Origin of the sequence: Serratia sp. root2, assembly GCF_031931805.1 — a bacterium.
GTDB lineage: Bacteria > Pseudomonadota > Gammaproteobacteria > Enterobacterales > Enterobacteriaceae > Serratia > Serratia inhibens.
Genome location: NZ_JAUJXB010000001.1, coordinates 2,580,541 through 2,599,074, shown reverse-complemented (window position 1 = coordinate 2,599,074; position 18,534 = coordinate 2,580,541). Strand labels below are relative to the sequence as shown.

Genomic DNA, 18,534 nt, shown 5'->3' with positions numbered 1-18,534 from the left:
CCGCCAGAGGAAGCGTAACAAATTATTACGGCGTTTACTTCACTTCCATCCCTTTTGCCTGCAAATCGGCATGGTAGGAAGAACGGACAAACGGGCCGCAGGCTGCATGGGTAAAGCCCATCGCCATCGCTTCTTCTTTCATTTCATCAAATTCGGCCGGGCTGACATAGCGCTGTACCGGCAGGTGATGACGGCTTGGCTGCAGGTACTGGCCCAGGGTCAACATGGTGACGCCGTGGCGGCGCAGGTCACGCATGACTTCAACGATTTCCGCATTGGTTTCCCCCAGCCCGACCATCAGACCGGATTTGGTTGGGATGTGCGGATGCGCTTCTTTAAACCGCTCGAGCAGTTTTAGCGACCATTCGTAGTTGGCGCCCGGACGAACCTGCCGGTAAACGCGCGGCACGTTTTCCAGGTTGTGGTTGAACACGTCCGGCGGCGTCTCGGTCAGAATTTCCAGCGCGCGATCCATACGACCGCGGAAATCCGGCACCAGCGTTTCAATTTTGATGGTCGGGTTTTTGGCGCGGATCGCGGCGATACAGTCGGCAAAGTGCTGAGCACCGCCGTCGCGCAGATCGTCACGGTCAACCGAGGTGATCACCACGTAGCGCAGCGCCATATCGGCGATGGTCTGGGCCAGTTTTTCCGGCTCGTTGGCATCCGGGGCGACCGGGCGGCCGTGGGCCACGTCGCAGAACGGGCAGCGGCGGGTACAGATGGCACCCAGGATCATAAAGGTGGCGGTGCCGTGGTTAAAACATTCAGACAGGTTCGGACAGGAAGCTTCTTCGCACACCGAATGCAGACCGTTTTTACGCATGGCGGCTTTAATGCCCTGAATGCGCGTAGAGTCGGCAGGCAGTTTTATCTTCATCCACTCGGGTTTACGTAACAGCTCCTGCCGTTCGGTGACCACCGTTTTAACCGGGATCAACGCCATTTTGTCTGCATCGCGGTATTTAACGCCGCGTTCCATCTGAATTGGTTTACTCATAATCGTGCAGGTTCCAGTTACGAAGCTCGACCTTGGGGTAGCCGAGTAAATGAACAAATTCCTGTACCAGGATTGGGTGTACGTCTTCTATGCCTACGCCGGGCGCCAGCGCGCTGACCTGCGCCATTTGCATGCCGGCGTAACCGCAAGGGTTGATACGTTGGAAGGGGCTGAGATCCATGGCCACATTCAGTGCCAGGCCGTGGAATGAACTGCCTTTGCGGATCCGCAAACCCAACGAACAGATTTTTTGTTCCCCCACGTAAACACCGGGCGCATCCGGGCGGGCGCGCGATTCGATACGAAAGTGGGCGAGGGTATTAATAACGGTATCTTCGATAGCCGTGACCAGTTGGCGAACGCCAACCTTGTTGCGTTTCAGATCGACCATCACGTACATCACCTGTTGCCCCGGACCGTGATAGGTCACCTGGCCGCCGCGATCGCTCTGGATCACCGGAATATCACCCGGCATTAACAAGTGCTCCGCTTTACCGGCCTGGCCCTGAGTAAACACGGGCTGATGCTGAACCAACCACAGCTCATCGGGCGTGGCTTCGGTTCTGCGATCGGTGAAGTTGTGCATGGCTTGGGATACAGGCTCGTAGGGCTGCAACCCCAGCTGACGCAAAATGATCTTGTCTGGTTGCAAAAGAGTCATCGTCAGGTTACAGAAGTGGTAATGCCATTATACCGGGCGCTCTGGCCGGCGACCAGCATTTAGCTGACCAAAAATGCGCAACCCGGGCAGACGATCCTCTGGCCCGGGTTGGTAAGCAGGGTTTTATGCTGTAATTACAGCACCATGCGGACAATTTCAATGTTGCCCAATTCATCATATAACGTCTCCACCTGGTCGATATGGGTGGCGTTGATGGTGATGGAAACGGAGTGGTAATTGCCTTTGCTGCTCGGTTTAACTTCCGGGTTGTAATCCCCGGGCGCATGGCGCTGTACCACTTCCACCACCTGGTCTACCAGCTCTGGTTGTGCCAGGCCCATTACCTTGTAGGTAAACGAGCAAGGGAATTCGAGCAGTTCGTTCAGTTTAGTTTTCATGTGCGCTCCAGAGTGCTGCTATCAACATAGCGAATCTATAAATTATAACTCCCGCCGGAGCGGGAGTTAATGTTAATCAGTATATGGGGGCAATTTTGCCCGTTTCAACTGTTAACCGAACCAGTGGTGGAACATCAGTTTGATATAATCCACGATGCGGCTGAAGAAACCGCCTTCTTTCACTTCGTTCATCACCACCAGAGGACGCTGATCGATGGTTTTGCCATCCAGCTGGAAGTTGATGCTGCCGACAACCTGGTTTTTCGCCAGTGGTGCATGAATCTCCGGAGTGTTCAGCACGTAGCTGGCTTTGAGATCTTTCATCCGGCCGCGTGGGATGGTCAGGTAGACGTCTTTGTCCACGCCCAGCTCAACGCGATCTGCATCGCCGAACCAAACAGGTTCAGACGCAAACTCTTTGCCCACTTTCAGCGGTGCAACGGTTTCGAAGAAGCGGAAGCCCCAGGTCAGCAGTTTTTTGCTTTCGGTTTCACGGCCTTTGTAAGTCCGGCCGCCCAGTACCGCAGAAATCAGGCGCATCTGGCCTTCAGTGGCGGAAGCCACCAGGTTGTAACCCGCCGAATCGGTATGGCCGGTTTTGATGCCGTCCACGTTCAGGCTGGTATCCCACAGCAGACCGTTACGGTTCATCTGACGGATGTTATTGAAGGTGAACTCTTTTTCTTTATAAATCGCGTATTCGTCCGGCACGTCGCGGATCAGCGCCTGGCCGATCAGCGCCATATCGCGCGCCGAGCTGTACTGGCCCTGTGCGTCGAGGCCGTGTACCGTCTGGAAGTGGGTGTTCTGCAGGCCCAGCTTGCTGACGTAAGTGTTCATCAGGTTAACGAACGCGTCCTGGCTGCCGGCTACGTAATCGGCCATCGCCACACAGGCGTCGTTACCGGATTGCAGGTTGATGCCGCGGGTCAGTTTGGAAACCGGCACACGATCGCCTGGCTTCAGGAACATCAGCGAGGAACCTTTGAATACCGGGTTGCCGGTTGCCCAGGCGTCTTGCCCTACGGTAACCATGTCTTCCTGGCCGATTTTGCCTGCTTTCAGCGCCTGGCCGATGACGTAGCTGGTCATCATTTTGGTCAGACTGGCTGGATCGCGGCGCGCGTCGGCGTTCATTTCCGCCAAAACTTTACCGGAGTTGTAGTCAATCAGGACATAGGCTTCCGCATCGATCTGCGGGACCCCTGGGATCATGGTCTTGATATTAACGTCATCGGCTTGCGCAACGGAAACTGCGCTCATCGCGATAACGGAGCCGAGCGCTATGCTCTTGATTAAGCGAAAAGAAGTTACTTGTTTCATGATCGAGAGGACAACATCCATGAGGGTAAAGTTAAAAACGAGCCACACTATAACAGATGAGATTCCGGCAGGCATTATCCATTCATCTGACTCATAGCGCTTTACGGACATTTTGCTGAAAGAAAATGTTTCAGCTAGAGAAACGCTTATCAGTCGCGATCGCTCGCCGGGGCTTCATGTTTTTGACCTTTCCAAGTTGCAGCGCGGTTGGCTGCAACTTGAAATTGATCGGGTATCTCTGTTTAGGGTGCGGCAGTGACAAAAGATTGTTGTTGAGCTTCTGCTGCCAGGCGCTGTTGCAGCTGGGTCGCCTGCTGGCGATCGCCGAACGGGCCTAATTGCACGCGGTAAACGCCGCCGCTGGCGGCAACCTTGCCAGGCACGCCAAATTGCTGGCTCAGGCTCTGTTGCCAAGTTTGTGCGCGTTCGGCACTGCTGAGAGCGCCAACCTGCACGACATAACTCCCGGTGGAAGACGCTCCGGCAGCAACGGCTGCGGTGGCGGCAACGGGGGCCGCAATGGCTGCGGCGCTGACGGCCGGTTCAGGTTCTGAACCTTCCAGTACTCCGGCCGGAACCTGGCTTGGGGCGCCGAGGAAACCGGTGCGCGCGTTGCCGGCAGCGGCGGCCGGTGCGTTGTCATCGGCGTTCAGGCTGCTGTTATCGATTGGACGCACTGCGGCGCCGCTGGCGACAGGGGCTTCCTGTTGCACGGGCGTCCCCATGCTGCTCGAACCGAGATCCGGGCGCGACGGCAGGGCGTAGCTTTGCTTGGCGACGGTCGTACCTATGGTACCGGGGCCGCTCAGAGTGCCATCCGGCGCCACGTTGATGAAATCAACTTTAACCTTGGTGTTGTTGGACAGGTTCAGGCGGTTGGCAACGGCTGTTGACAGATCGATAATGCGGCCGTTGGTGTAAGGCCCGCGATCGTTAACGCGCACCACCAGTTGGCGGCCGTTGGCGAGGTTAGTGACACGCACATAGCTTGGGATCGGCAGAGTAGGGTGCGCGGCGGTGAGGCCGTTAGGATCGAACTGCTCGCCCAGCGCGGTGGTGTTGCCCCGGGCTTCTTCGCCATAGGAGCTGGCCAGACCGGTCTGCGAGAAGTTCTGCGGGTCTTTCACGATGCGGTAAGTGTCGCCATTAACCTTATAATCCTGCAGGGTGCCAGGGTTATAGGGTTCATATTGAGGCTCAACGCCGCCGATTTCCACCACCGGCCCATTATACGGCTGCTGCGGCGGTGCCTGCTGTTCCGTGGTCGGGGAGGTACAGGCGGAAAGCAACACAGCCACTACGCCGACCCAAAGCCATTCCTTACGCATTACTCACCTCTTATAAACTTTTAGACAGCATTTTCCGATGCGTGTGGATCGACATGATGATGCCGAACCCAGCCATAAGTACGATCAGCGCCGAACCCCCATAACTGACCAGAGGCAAAGGTACGCCAACTACCGGCAAAATGCCACTGACCATGCCAATGTTAACAAACACATAAACGAACAAAATCAGCATCAGGCCGCCGACCATGACGCGGCCGAAGGTCGTTTGCGCCTTGGCGGCGATCATCAGCCCGCGAATAATCACCAGCAGGTACAGCGCCAGCAGCACCAGTACCCCAATCAGCCCCAGCTCCTCGGCCAATACCGCGAAGATGAAGTCGGTATGGCGCTCCGGCAAAAACTCCAGCTGCGACTGGGTGCCATGCAGCCAGCCCTTGCCGGACAGGCCGCCGGAACCGATGGCGATTTTCGACTGAATGATGTGGTAGCCGGCGCCGAGCGGATCGCTTTCCGGATCGAGCAGCATCATTACGCGGTCGCGTTGATAGCCGTGCATCAGGAAGAACCACAGCACCGGAATAAAGGCCGCCAGCATTACGGCGGCGACGGCGATCAGCTTCCAGCTCATTCCGGAAAGGAATAGCACGAACAGGCCGGAGGCGGCGATCAAAATCGACGTGCCCAGGTCCGGCTGCGCGGCAACCAGCAGCGTCGGCAGGAAAATCAGCACCAGCGCAATGCCGGTATTCTTCAGTGAAGGCGGGCAGACGTCGCGGTTCATAAAGCGCGCGACCATCAGCGGGACGGCGATTTTAGCGATTTCCGACGGCTGGAAGCGCACAAAACCGAGATCCAGCCAGCGCTGAGCGCCTTTACTGATCTGCCCGAACGCGTCGACCATAATCAGCAGGATCACGCAGAAGATGTACAGATAGGGTGCCCAGCTTTCATAGACCCGCGGCGGGATCTGAGCCATTACGCCCATCACGATCAGGCCCATGACGATCTGGCCGATTTTGCGTTCCATCATGCCGATATCCTGGCCGCTGGCGCTCCACATCACGAATGCGCTGTAGACCAGCAGGGCCAGAATGAATAACAGGAAAGTGGGATCGATATGGATTTTGGTCCAGATCGAGCCTTTTTGTTGGCTTTCAGTCATGTTCTACCTTAATCACCTTCTACACCAGGCGGCAGTGGGGCCTCGGCTGGTAATTGCGTATTGTTGTCGCCCAGCAGGATGTGGTCGAGGATCTGACGGGTAATCGTCCCGACCGCCGGACCGGCACCGCCGTTTTCCAAAATGATGGCGACCGACACCGTAGGATTATTGTACGGCGCAAAGGCGGTCATCAGCTTATGGTCACGCAGGTGTTCTGCCAGTTTGTGGGCGTTGTAGGTTTCGTAGCCGAATACCTGTGCGGTACCCGATTTTGCCGCGGCTTTGTAGGGTGCATCTGAGAAATACTTACGCGCCGTCCCGTTAGGGCGGTTGGCGACACCGTACATGCCGTCTTTGGCAATTTCCCAGAAGCCGGAATGAATATCACCGATCTGCGTGCTCTCTTCCTGACGGAAAGGCACCAGCGCGCCGTTGACTCGGGTGCTCTGCAGCAGATGCGGCGTTTTGACGTTACCGTCGTTAATCAGGGTGTTCAGCGCCTTGGACATCTGGATCGGCGTTGCGGTCCAGTAGCCCTGGCCGATGCCCACCGGGATGGTATCGCCCTGGTACCAGGGTTTTTTATAGCGTTTGAATTTCCAGTCGCGAGTCGGCATCAGGCCGGAACGTTCTTCGGAAAGATCGATGCCGGTGTACTGGCCGTAGCCGAATTTGGTCAACCAGGTCGACAAGCGATCGATGCCCATATCGTACGCCACCTGATAGAAGAAGGTATCCGCCGATTCTTCCAGCGCCTTGGTGACGTTCAGGCGGCCATGGCCCCATTTTTTCCAGTCGCGGAAACGTTTTTCCGAACCGGGCAACTGCCACCAGCCGGGATCGAACACGATGGTGTTTTTGGTGATCACCCCGGCGCTGAGCGCCGAGACGGAAATATAGGGTTTTACCGTCGACGCGGGTGGGTAAACCCCTTGCGTGGCGCGGTTGATCAGTGGCCTATTCGGATCGTTCAGCAGCCCCTGATACTCTTTGCTGGAGATGCCGTCCACGAACAGGTTCGGGTCGTAGCTGGGGTTGGAGACCATAGCCAGAATGCCGCCGGTACGCGGGTCGCTCACCACCACCGCCGCCCGGCTGCCCACCAGCAATTGCTCGATATAGCGTTGCAGGTTGAGATCCAGCGTCAGGTAAACGTCCTGACCGGCGGAAGGCGGCTGTTCGTGCAACTGACGGATTACCCGGCCGCGGTTGTTGACCTCGACCTCTTCATAGCCGGTTTTACCGTGCAGGGTGTCTTCGTAATAGCGCTCGATACCCAGCTTGCCGATATCGTGGGTGGCGGCGTAGTTAGCCAGTTTGCCGTCTTTGTCCAGCCGTTCGACGTCGCGATCGTTGATCTTCGAGACGTAACCGGTAACGTGGGTGAGGGCGGAGCCATAAGGATAATAGCGGCGCTGGTAACCTTTCACTTCCACGCCGGGGAAGCGGAACTGATTGACCGCAAAGCGGGCGACCTGAACTTCGTTCAGCGCGGTTTTCACCGGGATGGAAACGAAACGGCGTGAGCGCTTGCGCTCTTTCTCGAAGTTGGCGATGTCGTCATCGGTCAGATCGACCACCGAACGCAGCGCCTGCAGCGTCGCTTTCAGGTCATCGATCTTTTCCGGCATCAGTTCCAACTGATAGATGGTGCGGTTGAGCGCCAGCGGGGTGCCGTTACGATCGTAGATAATGCCGCGGCTGGGGGCGATGGGCACCAGCTTGATGCGGTTTTCGTTGGAGCGGGTGCGGTAATCCTCAACGCGGACAATTTGCAGATTATACAGATTGGCGATCAGGGTGCCGCTCAGCACCAGAATGACCAAAAACGCCACCAGGGCGCGGCGTACAAACAGGGCAGATTCAGCCGTATAGTCGCGAAAAGGGTTACGTTCTATTTTCATCCCGCTGCTTTATTTCACTCTGTCACTGTCACCATCGGTTATTCCCGGTGGTAAGGATGATTTGTTGTAATACTCCAGGCGCGATAGAGGCTTTCAGCCACCAGGACGCGCACTAAAGGATGCGGTAATGTCAATGGAGAGAGCGACCAGCTTTGTTCGGCAGCGGCTTTACAGGCCGGTGCCAGCCCTTCCGGGCCGCCAATCAGCAGGCTGACGTTGCGGCCATCCTGCTTCCAGCGTTCGAGCTGTTGCGCCAACTGCGGCGTTTCCCACGGCGTACCGGGGATATCAAGCGTGACAATGCGGTTGCCTTTGCCCACCGCAGCCAGCATCTGCTCGCCTTCCTTTTCCAGAATGCGTTTGATGTCGGCATTCTTGCCGCGCTTGCCTGCCGGGATTTCGGTCAGCTCAAACGGCATGTCTTTCGGAAAACGATGCAGATAATCCATAAAACCGGTCTGCACCCAGTCTGGCATCTTAGTGCCGACCGCTACCAGTTGCAGTTTCACCGCTTAACTCCAGAGTTTTTCCAGCTCATACAACTGACGGCTTTCTTCCTGCATGATATGTACGATCACATCGCCCAAATCGACGACGACCCAGTCGGAGGCTTCCTGACCTTTCATGCCGTACAGTTCCATACCTGCGGAGCGGGCTTCCTGCACTACGTGGTTGGCGATAGACATCACGTGGCGGGTAGAGGTCCCGGTGCAGATGATCATGCAATCGGTGATGCTGGATTTGCCCTGTACATCCAGAGCGATAATGTCTTGGCCTTTCAGGTCATCAATTTTATCGATGACGAAATCTTGGAGCGCTTTACCTTGCAAAGGTTCCCCCTCGGGTGTGTTCTGTTTGTTCGACTGCGGCAGGCAAATGCCCGCATGCGGCCTGAATCAATGATAATGTCGGCAGGATGCCGCTGAAAGCCAGCTGGTAATTGCCCGGCCAGCTAAGGTTTCCGGGGTTTTCAGCGAATACCTGAAAAATAGCGGCGCAGTATATCACGTGACTTCGGCTAGCGATATAAACCCTGTAACTCGATATAGCGCTGTACTGAGCGCGGCAACAGATCGTCACAGCTGATGCCCTGATGGCGGCGGTGGCGGATTTCCGTGGCGGAAATTTCCAACAACGGCGTATCGGCCAGATAAATATGCCCCTGCGGCCGTTGGCTGAGCAGCGCGGCGTCGGTGACCCGATGGCGCTCCAGCCATTGTTGCAGTTCCGGCGTATCCATTTGGTCATTGTAGCCAGGGCGGGCCAGCACCAACAGATGGCAGACATCCAGCAACGCCTGCCAACGGTGCCATTTGTGCAGCGTCAACAGTGAATCCTGACCAATAATAAACGCCAACGGCAACGTGGGTCCTCGTTCTTTACGAAGGGTTTCCAACGTCTCAATGGTATAGGAAGGCGCCGTGCGGTGCAGTTCACGATCGTCAACGGCGAACAGCGGGTTATTGGCGATCGCCAGCTCCACCATCTTCAGCCGTTGTTGGGCATTGGCCTCAGGCTGCGGGCGGTGGGGGGGGACGTGATTTGGCAGCAGCGTGACCTGGTTCAGGCCGACTTCTGCGGCCAGCGCTTCCACCGGCCGCAAATGGCCGTAATGGATAGGATCAAAGGTGCCGCCGAACAGGGCATGCAGGATTGTCGCGCTTTGCGGATTAGTGGGCATCTGAAAAACTCGTGGCCAGGGGTTTGCCGCACAGCAGCATCGACAGGGTTTCCAGTTCCGGCCACACCGACTGACCGTAATCCTGTTTAAGGGTGATTTCAATTTGCGCCAGCAGATGAACCGCTTGCTGCAATTGAGCGCCGGACAGCCGCTGCAGCGCCTGAGTCACCAGGTTACGACGGTTTTGCCAGACCTTGTATTGATCGAACAGCGTGCGCAGCGGCACCGAGGCCATGCGTCGTTGCAGGTTCAGCAGTTGCAACAGCTCGCGTTGCAGGGTGCGCAACAGGATCACCGGTTCGACATCTTCCTGCTGCATTTGCTGCAGGATATGCCAGGCGCGCTTGCTTTTGCCCGCCAGCAGGGCGTCCAGCCAGTGAAATGGCGTAAAGTGAGCGGCGTCATTGACCGCCAGTGCAACGCGCGGCAGCGTGAGTTTGCCGTCCGGATGCAACAGAGACAGTCTTTCCAGTGCCTGTGATAACGCCAGCAGGTTGCCTTCGTAGCAGTAACACAGCAGCTGGTTGGCCGCATCGTCCAACTCGAGCTTCATGCTTTTGGCTCGTTGCGCCACCCAGCGCGGCAGCTGCGCCTGTTCAGGCGTCTGGCAACTGACGTAAGCGCCATTCGGGCTAAGCGCCTTGAACCAGGCGCTGTTTTCCTGCGCTTTGGTCAGGCGAGGGCCGCGCAGCATCAGCAAGATGTCGTCATGCAGCAGAGCCGCCAGCTTAATCAGTTGTTCACCTAGGGGGGCGGTCGGGCCGTTTTCCGGGAAGATCAGCAGCAGCGTCTGGCGGCTGGCGAACAGGCTCATGGCCTGACAGATGCTGAAAATGGCGTCCCAGTCGGTATGGGCGTCGAGAGCAATGCTGTAGTGCTCGGTGAACTGCTGCTGTTGCGCGGCCTGCCGGATCAGATCCTGGCTTTCCTGCAGCAGTAACGGTTCATTGCCACTCAATAAATAACAAGCGCGCAGCCCCTCTCGGAGCTGCGCGGCAAGTTGTTCAGGATAAATACGGATCATTGCGCTGACAGACTTTCCGCTTTTTCACCGGCGGCGGCAGCTTTTTGCTGAGCTTGTTCTTCCGCCGCGTGTACGGCGAGCAGTTTGCGCACCAGTTGCTGGGCGGCCTGATCACGCATTTCCTGGCGAATAATATCCTGTTCGGAGTCCTTTGCCAGCGCGGTCAGCGGGTTATCGAAGAACGAACGGAAGACTTTCACGTTCAGCGGATACAGATCATGACCCGGGATCAGCACCTGAGCCTGAACGGTCAGCACCATCTGATACTCAGCGGTTTTGCCGTCCTGGAAGATCGAGGCGGTGTCCTGGCTTTCGCTGGAACCGATGATACGCAGGGAAGGAATATCCTTACGTTTCGGATCCTTGACGATTGTCACGTCATTCAGACGCAATTGCTCACGCACTGCACGGGTCAGCGGACCATAAGGATCCCCACTGTCCAGTATCAGCGTTTTCATTTCCGAAGGGACCTGCGTGGTGCCACGCAGGTGAAAACCGCAGCCGGCGGTGACCAGCACCGCCAACCCCAGCAACAGCGTCAGAATACGATGTCGCACAACTCCTCCTTGTGTTAACCCACAACCAGGTTAAGCAATTTGCCCGGAACATAGATCACTTTACGAACCGTAACCCCGTCCAGATATTTAGCGACCAGATGTTCCTCAGCGGCACGCGCACGTACCTGCTCTTCGGTTGCATCTGCTGCCACAGTGATTTTAGCGCGAACTTTGCCGTTTACCTGCACGACAACCAGCTTGGAGTCTTCGACCATCGCTTGTTCGTCAGCCTGCGGCCAGGCTGCGGTATCTACATCGCCTTCGCCGCCCAACGCCTGCCACAGCGAGAAGCAAACGTGCGGGGTAAACGGATACAGCATACGAACGACGGACAGCAACGCTTCCTGCAGCAGAGCGCGATCCTGCTCGCTTTCCTGCGGAGCGCGGGCCAGTTTGTTCATCAGCTCCATCACGGCCGCAATGGCGGTGTTGAAGGTCTGACGACGGCCAATATCATCGGTCACTTTGGCGATGGTCTTATGCAGATCACGGCGCAGCGCTTTCTGATCTTCGTTCAGCGTCGCGACGTTCAGCGGCTGGACTGCGCCTTTCTCAAGGTGTTCGTAGGCCAGTTTCCAAACGCGTTTCAGGAAGCGGTTTGCCCCTTCCACACCGGATTCCTGCCATTCCAGCGTCATTTCTGCCGGTGAAGCGAACATCATGAACAGACGCACGGTATCCGCGCCGTATTTCTCGACCATCACCTGCGGATCGATGCCGTTGTTTTTCGACTTCGACATTTTGCTCATGCCAGCATAGACCAGTTCGCGGCCTTGTGGATCGGTGGCTTTAACAATGCGGCCTTTGTCGTCGCGTTCAACGGTGGCATCGACCGGGGAAACCCAGACGCGCTCGCCGCTGTTGCCGGTGTAGTAGAAGGCGTCCGCCAGCACCATGCCCTGGCACAGCAGGCGTTTTGCCGGCTCGTCGGAATCGACCAGGCCTGCGTCACGCAACAGCTTGTGGAAGAAGCGGAAATACATCAGGTGCATGATGGCGTGTTCGATACCGCCGACATACTGATCGACCGGCAGCCAGTAGTTGGCGGCGGCCGGGTCCAGCATGCCCTGGTCGTACTGCGGGCAGGTGTAGCGCGCGTAGTACCAGGAGGACTCCATAAAGGTGTCAAAGGTGTCGGTTTCACGCAGTGCCGGCTGGCCGTTAACGGTGGTTTTCGCCCACTCGGGATCGGCTTTGATCGGGCTGGTAATGCCGTCCATCACTACATCTTCCGGCAGGATCACCGGCAGTTGGTCTTCCGGTGTTGGCATCACGGTGCCGTCTTCCAGCGTCACCATCGGGATCGGGGCACCCCAGTAACGTTGACGAGAGACACCCCAGTCGCGCAGACGGTAGTTGACCTTGCGTTGGGCCACGCCCTTGGCGACCAGTTTGTCGGCAATGGCGTTGAAACCGGCTTCGTGATCCAGGCCATCGAACTCGCCGGAGTTGAACAGCGTGCCTTTTTCGGTCATCGCTTCAGCGTGTACGTCCGGCTGGCTGCCGTCGAGCGTCAGCACGACCGGTTTGATCGGCAGGCCATATTTGGTGGCGAACTCCCAGTCGCGCTGATCGTGAGCCGGAACCGCCATCACCGCGCCGGTGCCGTATTCCATCAAGACGAAGTTGGCAACCCAAACCGGCACTTTCTCGCCGGACAGCGGATGAATGGCGAACAGGCCGGTCGGCATGCCTTTCTTCTCCATCGTCGCCATGTCGGCTTCGGCCACTTTTGTATTGCGGCACTCTTCGATAAATTCAGCCAGCGCCGGGTTATTCACCGCACCCTGTTGCGCCAGCGGATGGCCCGCAGCGACGGCCACATAGGTGGCGCCCATGAAGGTATCCGGGCGGGTGGTGTAAACGGTCAGCTTCTCGTCGCTGCCCGCCACGTCAAAGGTGATGTCCACCCCTTCAGAACGGCCAATCCAGTTGCGCTGCATGGTTTTCACCTGCTCTGGCCAGCTTTCCAGCGTATCCAGATCGTTCAGCAACTGATCGGCGTAGTCGGTGATTTTGATAAACCACTGCGGGATCTCTTTACGCTCGACCTTGGTGTCGCAGCGCCAGCAGCAGCCGTCGATAACCTGTTCGTTGGCCAGTACGGTCAGATCGTGCGGGCACCAGTTGACCGCAGAGGTTTTCTTGTAGACCAGGCCTTTTTCGTACAGCTTGGTGAAGAACCACTGTTCCCAACGGTAGTAATCCGGATCGCAGGTGGCGATCTCGCGATCCCAGTCATAGCCGAAGCCCAGCAGCTTCAACTGGTTCTTCATGTATTCGATGTTGTCGTAGGTCCACGGGGCCGGTGCGGTGTTGTTCTTCACCGCGGCGCCTTCCGCCGGCAGGCCGAACGCATCCCAGCCGATGGGCTGCAGCACGTTTTTGCCCAGCATGCGCTGATAGCGCGAGATCACGTCGCCGATAGTGTAGTTACGAACGTGTCCCATGTGCAGACGGCCTGATGGGTAGGGCAGCATGGATAGGCAGTAGTACTTTTCCTTGCTCGCGTCTTCGGTAACCTTGAAAGTTTGCTTCTCTTGCCAGTGAAGCTGTACGTTCGATTCTATGTCTTCTGGACGGTATTGCTCTTGCATGGCGGCCGGTGGTCCTGTAGGTGTAAACCGTTACCTCAGTCAGAGATAACGCAATGAAGATTTAGTATTCGTAGATCCGCATAGCATAGCTGATAAGACCTCCCGGCAACAACACCAAGCGCCCGACTCAGCGTATTTAAAAAATCCCCGCCATGATATGACTCACATCTTGAGGATCCCGTGCCTTGCCAAGTGACATCAGCAATTTACGACTAAAATGATAAGAGATAGTTTTGGGAGATAAGCCCTGTCACGTAAGTTCATCGAGGAGAGAATATGAACAAGGTTGCTCAGTATTACCGCGAATTGGTGGCATCTCTGACCGAACGCCTGAAAAATGGAGAGCGTGATATTGACGAATTGGTCGCCGGTGCCGAAAAACGGCTGAACGAAGCGGGCGAATTGACGCGTGGTGAGGTGGAGCAGGTGATCCAGGCGGTACGGCGCGACCTGGAAGAGTTCGCCCGCAGTTACCAGGAAAGCAAGGGTGAGTTTACCGACAGCGTCTTTATGCGGGTCATCAAGGAGAGCCTGTGGCAGGAACTGGCGGACATTACGGATAAAACCCAGTTGGAATGGCGAGAAGTGTTTAAAGACGTCAGCCATCACGGCGTCTACCACAGCGGTGAGGTGGTCGGGCTGGGTAATCTGGTGTGCGAACAGTGCCACCATCATTTGGCGTTTTACACGCCGGAAGTGCTGCCGCTCTGCCCTAAGTGCGGCCATGACCAGTTCCAGCGTCGGCCTTTCGAACCTTGAGTTTTCCCCCTCATTCTTTTTGCCCGGCAAGTCAGAATGAGGGGAGGCGATCAGCCGAAAAGCTTTTTCATCAGATTACTCAGAAAACCGCCGTTCGCCGGGGCCTGTAGCGCCGCAGGCTGGGTTACTGGGGCTAACTGTACCCTGACCGGCACCTTTTGCGTCACGGCGACGCGGCTGTCTTGCGCGGCTTTTTCAGCGGCATCCGGCCCATAGGCAAAACCTTCCGCCAGCACGAATTCTACGTCGGTGATGCCGATAAACCCGAGGAACAACTTCAGATAAGGGGTGATCAGATCGGTTGGCGTATCGGCGTGGATACCGCCGCGGCTGGAGATCACCACCGCTTTTTTACCCGTAACCAGGCCTTCCGCGCCTTCAGAGGTGTAACGGAAGGTTTGGCCGGCGCGGGCCACCAGATCGAAGTAGATCTTCAGTTGAGTGGGAATATTGAAGTTGTACATCGGGGCACCGATGATAATGGTATCGTGCGATTTCAATTCAGCAATCAGCTAATCGGAAAGCGCCAGCGTCTCTTTTTGGTGCGGCGTCAAGGGGTTATCACCGGCGTTAAAACCGCCAATCACTTCGCCATCCAGTTCGGGCAGAGTTGGGTTGGCCAGATCACGAACGGTAAAGGTGTCATCCGGATGCGCTTTGCGCCACTGTTCAACAAAAAAATCGACTAATTTTCCAGACTGGGAAAAATCGCCCAGAATACTTGATTTCAGGACCAGTATGCGACTCATTAGGCTATCTCCGGGCTTACTCTAAGGGATAAGTGATGCTGTGTGTGTAAAGCATCTTAGAGGCAAGCTGCAGCCGGTGATAGCGTAAAAATTCGCTGAGTTAAATCAAAAAAATTGAATGTATCAGGGCGCAATGGGCGCCCCGACGGATCAGTAGCGTGCCACGCGTTCAATCAGCAGCTCGATAAATCCTTCGCGATCAATACCGGTCAGCACTTGAACGTTGGCCGGTTTGCCGCTCTGCTGGAAGTCATCCACCACCGTCATGCCGAGGGTATATTCCCCTTTGGTTTCCACGCCGACCCAGCGTTCGATGCCGGTAAACAGCTGCGGTGCCAGCAGCCAGGCAATGGTACAGGGATCGTGCATCGCGGCACCCGACAACCCGCGCGGGTGGCGGAGGTACAGCGGCAGATAGAAATCGAGCATCTCTGCGACCGCCTGCGCCACCGGGTTGTCAATCTGGCGGATACGTTCGATATCCTTCGGCAGCACCAGTGCCTGATGGGTAACGTTCAACCCGGCCATGGTCAGCGGTACGCCGGACTTCAGCACTATTTCTGCGGCTTCGGGATCGACGAAGATATTGAATTCCGCCACCGGCGTGGCGTTGCCGGCATTCATGCCACCGCCCATAAATACAATGCGCTCGATGTTGCCTTTCAGCTCGGCGTGCTGGGCCAGTAACAGGGCGATATTGGTCATCGGGCCGGTAACCACCAGGGTGATCGGCTGCGGACTGGTGCGCAGCAGCCCGGCTATCAGTTCCACGGCGGTTTGCGCGGCCGGCTTTATCCTTGGCGTTGGCAGATGAGTATTGCCCATGCCGGTTTTACCGTGGACATGATCGGCAATCACCAGCGCGCGCATCAGCGGCGTTGCAGCACCGGCAGCGACGGGAATATCTTCGCGTTTCATCAGCGTCAGCAGGCCAAGCGCGTTATGCAGGGTTTTCTCCGGCGTCTGGTTGCCGGCAGAGGTGGTGATGGCCTTGACGTCCAGTTCCGGCGAGCGCAGCGCCATGGCAAGGGCAATGGCGTCGTCCAGGCCGGGGTCGCAATCGATAATGATAGGGCGGGGCATGTTTATCTCCTTTGTTGTTATCCAGCGAGCATCGGATCAAAATCGGAGAGAAACAAGCGCTTTTAGTGCCGGGAAGGGGGGCGTGAGAATGCGGCCCCGGGTGGGGCGCATAGTGTCAATTAATCAATGCAGGATCTTGGCCAGGAAGTCTTTGGCGCGTTCGGACTCCGGGTTGTTGAAGAAGTCGTCTTTGTTGCGGTCTTCGACGATTTTGCCTTCGTCCATGAAGATCACCCGGTGGGCCACCTTACGGGCAAAGCCCATTTCGTGGGTTACCACCATCATGGTCATGCCTTCTTGCGCCAACTCGACCATGACGTCCAGCACTTCGTTGATCATTTCCGGATCAAGCGCTGAGGTCGGTTCATCGAACAGCATGGCGATCGGATCCATGCATAGCGCACGAGCGATGGCCACACGCTGCTGCTGGCCGCCGGAAAGCTGCCCGGGGAACTTGTTGGCGTGGGCGGTCAGGCCGACGCGTTCCAGCAACTTCAGGCCTTTCTCGCGGGAGGCGGCTTTATCGCGTTTGAGCACTTTTACCTGCGCCAGCGTCAGATTGTCGATGATCGACAAGTGCGGGAACAGCTCAAAGTGCTGGAATACCATGCCCACTTTGGAACGCAGCTGCGCCAGGTTGGTGCTCTTGTTGTTGACCGCCGTGCCGTTCACCAGGATATCGCCTTGCTGAATCGGCTCCAGACCGTTGACGGTTTTGATCAGGGTAGATTTGCCCGAGCCTGAAGGACCGCAGACCACCACCACCTCGCCTTTTTTTACTTCTGTGGTGCAATCGGTCAGAACCTGAAAGTGACCGTACCACTTAGAAACATTTTTCAGGGATATCATCAAACAGTCCTTTTCTTCAAATAGCTTACCAGCGCCGAGGCGGCGAGACTGATAACAAAATAGACAAAGCCGGCGAACAGGATCATTTCAACCTGTGTGCCGTCGCGCTCACCGATGGTTGAGGCGGTACGGAAGAAGTCGGCCAGGCTCAGTACGTAGACCAGCGAAGTATCCTGGAACAGTACGATGCCCTGAGTCAGCAGCAGCGGAACCATTGCGCGGAACGCCTGCGGCAGGATCACCAGCTTCATCGACTGCCAGTGGGTCATACCCAACGCCAGCGCGGCGGAAGACTGGCCGCGGGAAATACTGATAATGCCGGCGCGGATAATTTCCGAGTAATAGGCCGCTTCAAACAGGGAAAAGGCTACCATAGCCGAGATCAGGCGAATATCGGTTTTCGGCGACAGCCCCAGAACTTGTTGTAATAAGCTTGGAACCACCAGGTAGAACCACAGCAGCACCATCACCAGCGGTACGGAACGGAAAAGGTTGACGTAGAGCGTGGCAAACCAGCTGATAGGCTTGATTGGCGACAGGCGCATGACCGCCAAAATGGTGCCCCAGAGGATGCCGAAAACGATGGCGGTCACGGTGATCTTCAGCGTGATGGCCAACCCTTGCAGCAGGTAAGGGAAGCTTGGGACAATGGATGCCCAGTCAAATTCGTACATTATTTACTCCCCATATTGCCAGGCAACTGCACTTTCTTCTCTACCAGACGCATAAACAGCATGATCACGGCGTTGATGCCGATATAGGCCAGCGTAATGGCGGTAAAGGATTCATAGGCATGCGCGGAGTAATCCAGCAGTTTACCGGCTTGAGCGGCCATATCCACCAGACCAATGGTTGAAGCGATGGCGGAGTTTTTGACCAGGTTGAGCATTTCCGAGGTCATCGGCGGCACAATCACCCGGTAGGCGTTCGGCAACAGCACGTAGCGATAGGTTTGCGGCAGCGTCAAGCCCATGGCGAGCCCGGCGGCGCGTTGGCCACGCGGCAGGGATTGAATAGCGGCGCGCACCTGTTCGCATACGCGGGCAGCGGTAAACAGCCCAAGGCAAAGCATGGAGGAGATAAAGAACTGCACGTTAGGATCGAGTTCGGTTTTGAACCACATACCCAGATTGGCCGGCAGCAGTTCCGGAACCACCAGATACCAGGTAAAGAATTGCACAATCAGCGGCACATTACGGAACAATTCGACGTAACAGGTACCGAGAGCGGAAAGAAAACGGTTTGGTACGGTACGCAAAATACCGAACAGCGAACCGACAAAGAAAGCGATAATCCAAGCACAGACGGAGAGGGCTACCGTAACCTGGAAGCCGGACCAAATCCAGCCGAGGTAGGTGGTATTCCCAAACGGGGCCTGCTGCAGGAAGATACCCCAGTTCCAATCTATTGACATAACAAACTCCGTTAAGCGGGCGCAGAGCGCCTAAAGATTGATGACCATTCAGCGCCGATCGAATCGCGGCCAGTCAGGCTGGCT

General features: G+C 56.6%; 18 protein-coding genes and 1 pseudogene. 1 reads left to right on the top strand and 18 read right to left on the bottom strand.

Annotated elements, in window-relative coordinates:
- Window positions 1-34 precede the first annotated feature (34 nt).
- From lipA to leuS, 13 genes are all read right to left on the bottom strand, one after another.
- Window positions 35-1,000: a lipoyl synthase gene (gene lipA, locus QZQ97_RS12045; RefSeq protein WP_006319875.1), complete on the bottom strand. Its 966-nt coding sequence runs from the start codon at window positions 998-1,000 to the stop codon at window positions 35-37.
- Window positions 993-1,661, bottom strand: coding sequence for a lipoyl(octanoyl) transferase LipB (gene lipB, locus QZQ97_RS12040; RefSeq protein ID WP_311993606.1), 669 nt, complete (start codon window positions 1,659-1,661; stop codon window positions 993-995). The genes lipA and lipB overlap by 8 nt, the downstream gene beginning before the upstream one ends.
- Before the next feature lie 134 nt (window positions 1,662-1,795).
- A complete protein-coding gene (gene ybeD / locus QZQ97_RS12035) occupies window positions 1,796-2,059 on the bottom strand; it encodes a DUF493 family protein YbeD (protein ID WP_004949579.1) in 264 nt (87 codons plus the stop codon).
- Between the two features lie 111 nt (window positions 2,060-2,170).
- Complete coding sequence (gene dacA / locus QZQ97_RS12030) at window positions 2,171-3,382, bottom strand: D-alanyl-D-alanine carboxypeptidase DacA (RefSeq protein ID WP_311993605.1); 1,212 nt, start codon at window positions 3,380-3,382, stop codon at window positions 2,171-2,173.
- 242 nt (window positions 3,383-3,624) lie between these two features.
- Complete coding sequence (gene rlpA, locus QZQ97_RS12025) at window positions 3,625-4,710, bottom strand: endolytic peptidoglycan transglycosylase RlpA (RefSeq protein WP_311993604.1); 1,086 nt, start codon at window positions 4,708-4,710, stop codon at window positions 3,625-3,627.
- A gap of 10 nt (window positions 4,711-4,720) precedes the next feature.
- A complete protein-coding gene (gene mrdB / locus QZQ97_RS12020; RefSeq protein ID WP_311993603.1) occupies window positions 4,721-5,833 on the bottom strand; it encodes a peptidoglycan glycosyltransferase MrdB in 1,113 nt (370 codons plus the stop codon).
- Window positions 5,834-5,841: 8 nt separating this feature from the next.
- Window positions 5,842-7,737, bottom strand: a complete 1,896-nt coding sequence (mrdA, locus tag QZQ97_RS12015; RefSeq protein WP_311993602.1) for a peptidoglycan DD-transpeptidase MrdA — start codon at window positions 7,735-7,737, stop codon at window positions 5,842-5,844.
- Window positions 7,738-7,775: 38 nt separating this feature from the next.
- Complete coding sequence (rlmH, locus tag QZQ97_RS12010) at window positions 7,776-8,246, bottom strand: 23S rRNA (pseudouridine(1915)-N(3))-methyltransferase RlmH (RefSeq protein ID WP_004949595.1); 471 nt, start codon at window positions 8,244-8,246, stop codon at window positions 7,776-7,778.
- Window positions 8,247-8,249: 3 nt separating this feature from the next.
- Entirely contained in the window at window positions 8,250-8,567 is a 318-nt protein-coding gene (gene rsfS / locus QZQ97_RS12005) for a ribosome silencing factor (RefSeq protein ID WP_004949598.1), read from the bottom strand.
- Window positions 8,568-8,755: 188 nt separating this feature from the next.
- The gene (nadD, locus tag QZQ97_RS12000; protein WP_311993601.1) at window positions 8,756-9,418 is read right to left on the bottom strand and encodes a nicotinate-nucleotide adenylyltransferase; all 663 of its coding nucleotides are present in this window, start codon (window positions 9,416-9,418) and stop codon (window positions 8,756-8,758) included.
- On the bottom strand, window positions 9,408-10,442 hold the full coding sequence (gene holA / locus QZQ97_RS11995; RefSeq protein ID WP_311993600.1) for a DNA polymerase III subunit delta: 1,035 nt from the start codon (window positions 10,440-10,442) through the stop codon (window positions 9,408-9,410). Before holA ends, nadD begins: the two co-directional genes overlap by 11 nt.
- A complete protein-coding gene (gene lptE / locus QZQ97_RS11990) occupies window positions 10,439-10,999 on the bottom strand; it encodes an LPS assembly lipoprotein LptE (RefSeq protein WP_311993599.1) in 561 nt (186 codons plus the stop codon). The genes holA and lptE overlap by 4 nt, the downstream gene beginning before the upstream one ends.
- A gap of 14 nt (window positions 11,000-11,013) precedes the next feature.
- Window positions 11,014-13,596 carry a leucine--tRNA ligase gene (gene leuS, locus QZQ97_RS11985; protein ID WP_311993598.1) on the bottom strand — a complete coding sequence of 861 codons (2,583 nt, stop codon included), beginning with the start codon at window positions 13,594-13,596 and terminating at the stop codon, window positions 11,014-11,016.
- Between the two features lie 276 nt (window positions 13,597-13,872).
- On the opposite strand from leuS, the gene QZQ97_RS11980 reads away from it, so the two are divergent.
- Window positions 13,873-14,355: a zinc ribbon-containing protein gene (locus QZQ97_RS11980; RefSeq protein ID WP_004949608.1), complete on the top strand. Its 483-nt coding sequence runs from the start codon at window positions 13,873-13,875 to the stop codon at window positions 14,353-14,355.
- A gap of 152 nt (window positions 14,356-14,507) precedes the next feature.
- On the opposite strand, the pseudogene QZQ97_RS11975 reads toward QZQ97_RS11980, so the two are convergent.
- The 5 genes and pseudogenes from QZQ97_RS11975 to QZQ97_RS11955 all read right to left on the bottom strand — a co-directional run.
- A pseudogene (locus QZQ97_RS11975) lies at window positions 14,508-15,104 on the bottom strand (FMN-dependent NADH-azoreductase); the annotation flags it as partial.
- Window positions 15,105-15,254: 150 nt separating this feature from the next.
- On the bottom strand, window positions 15,255-16,187 hold the full coding sequence (rihA, locus tag QZQ97_RS11970; protein ID WP_311993597.1) for a pyrimidine-specific ribonucleoside hydrolase RihA: 933 nt from the start codon (window positions 16,185-16,187) through the stop codon (window positions 15,255-15,257).
- 123 nt (window positions 16,188-16,310) lie between these two features.
- Window positions 16,311-17,036 (bottom strand): amino acid ABC transporter ATP-binding protein, encoded by a 726-nt coding sequence (locus QZQ97_RS11965; RefSeq protein ID WP_006319906.1) that lies wholly within the window; start codon window positions 17,034-17,036, stop codon window positions 16,311-16,313.
- A complete protein-coding gene (gene gltK / locus QZQ97_RS11960; RefSeq protein WP_311993596.1) occupies window positions 17,036-17,710 on the bottom strand; it encodes a glutamate/aspartate ABC transporter permease GltK in 675 nt (224 codons plus the stop codon). Before gltK ends, QZQ97_RS11965 begins: the two co-directional genes overlap by 1 nt.
- Entirely contained in the window at window positions 17,710-18,450 is a 741-nt protein-coding gene (locus QZQ97_RS11955) for an amino acid ABC transporter permease (RefSeq protein ID WP_004949619.1), read from the bottom strand. Before QZQ97_RS11955 ends, gltK begins: the two co-directional genes overlap by 1 nt.
- Window positions 18,451-18,534 lie beyond the last annotated feature (84 nt).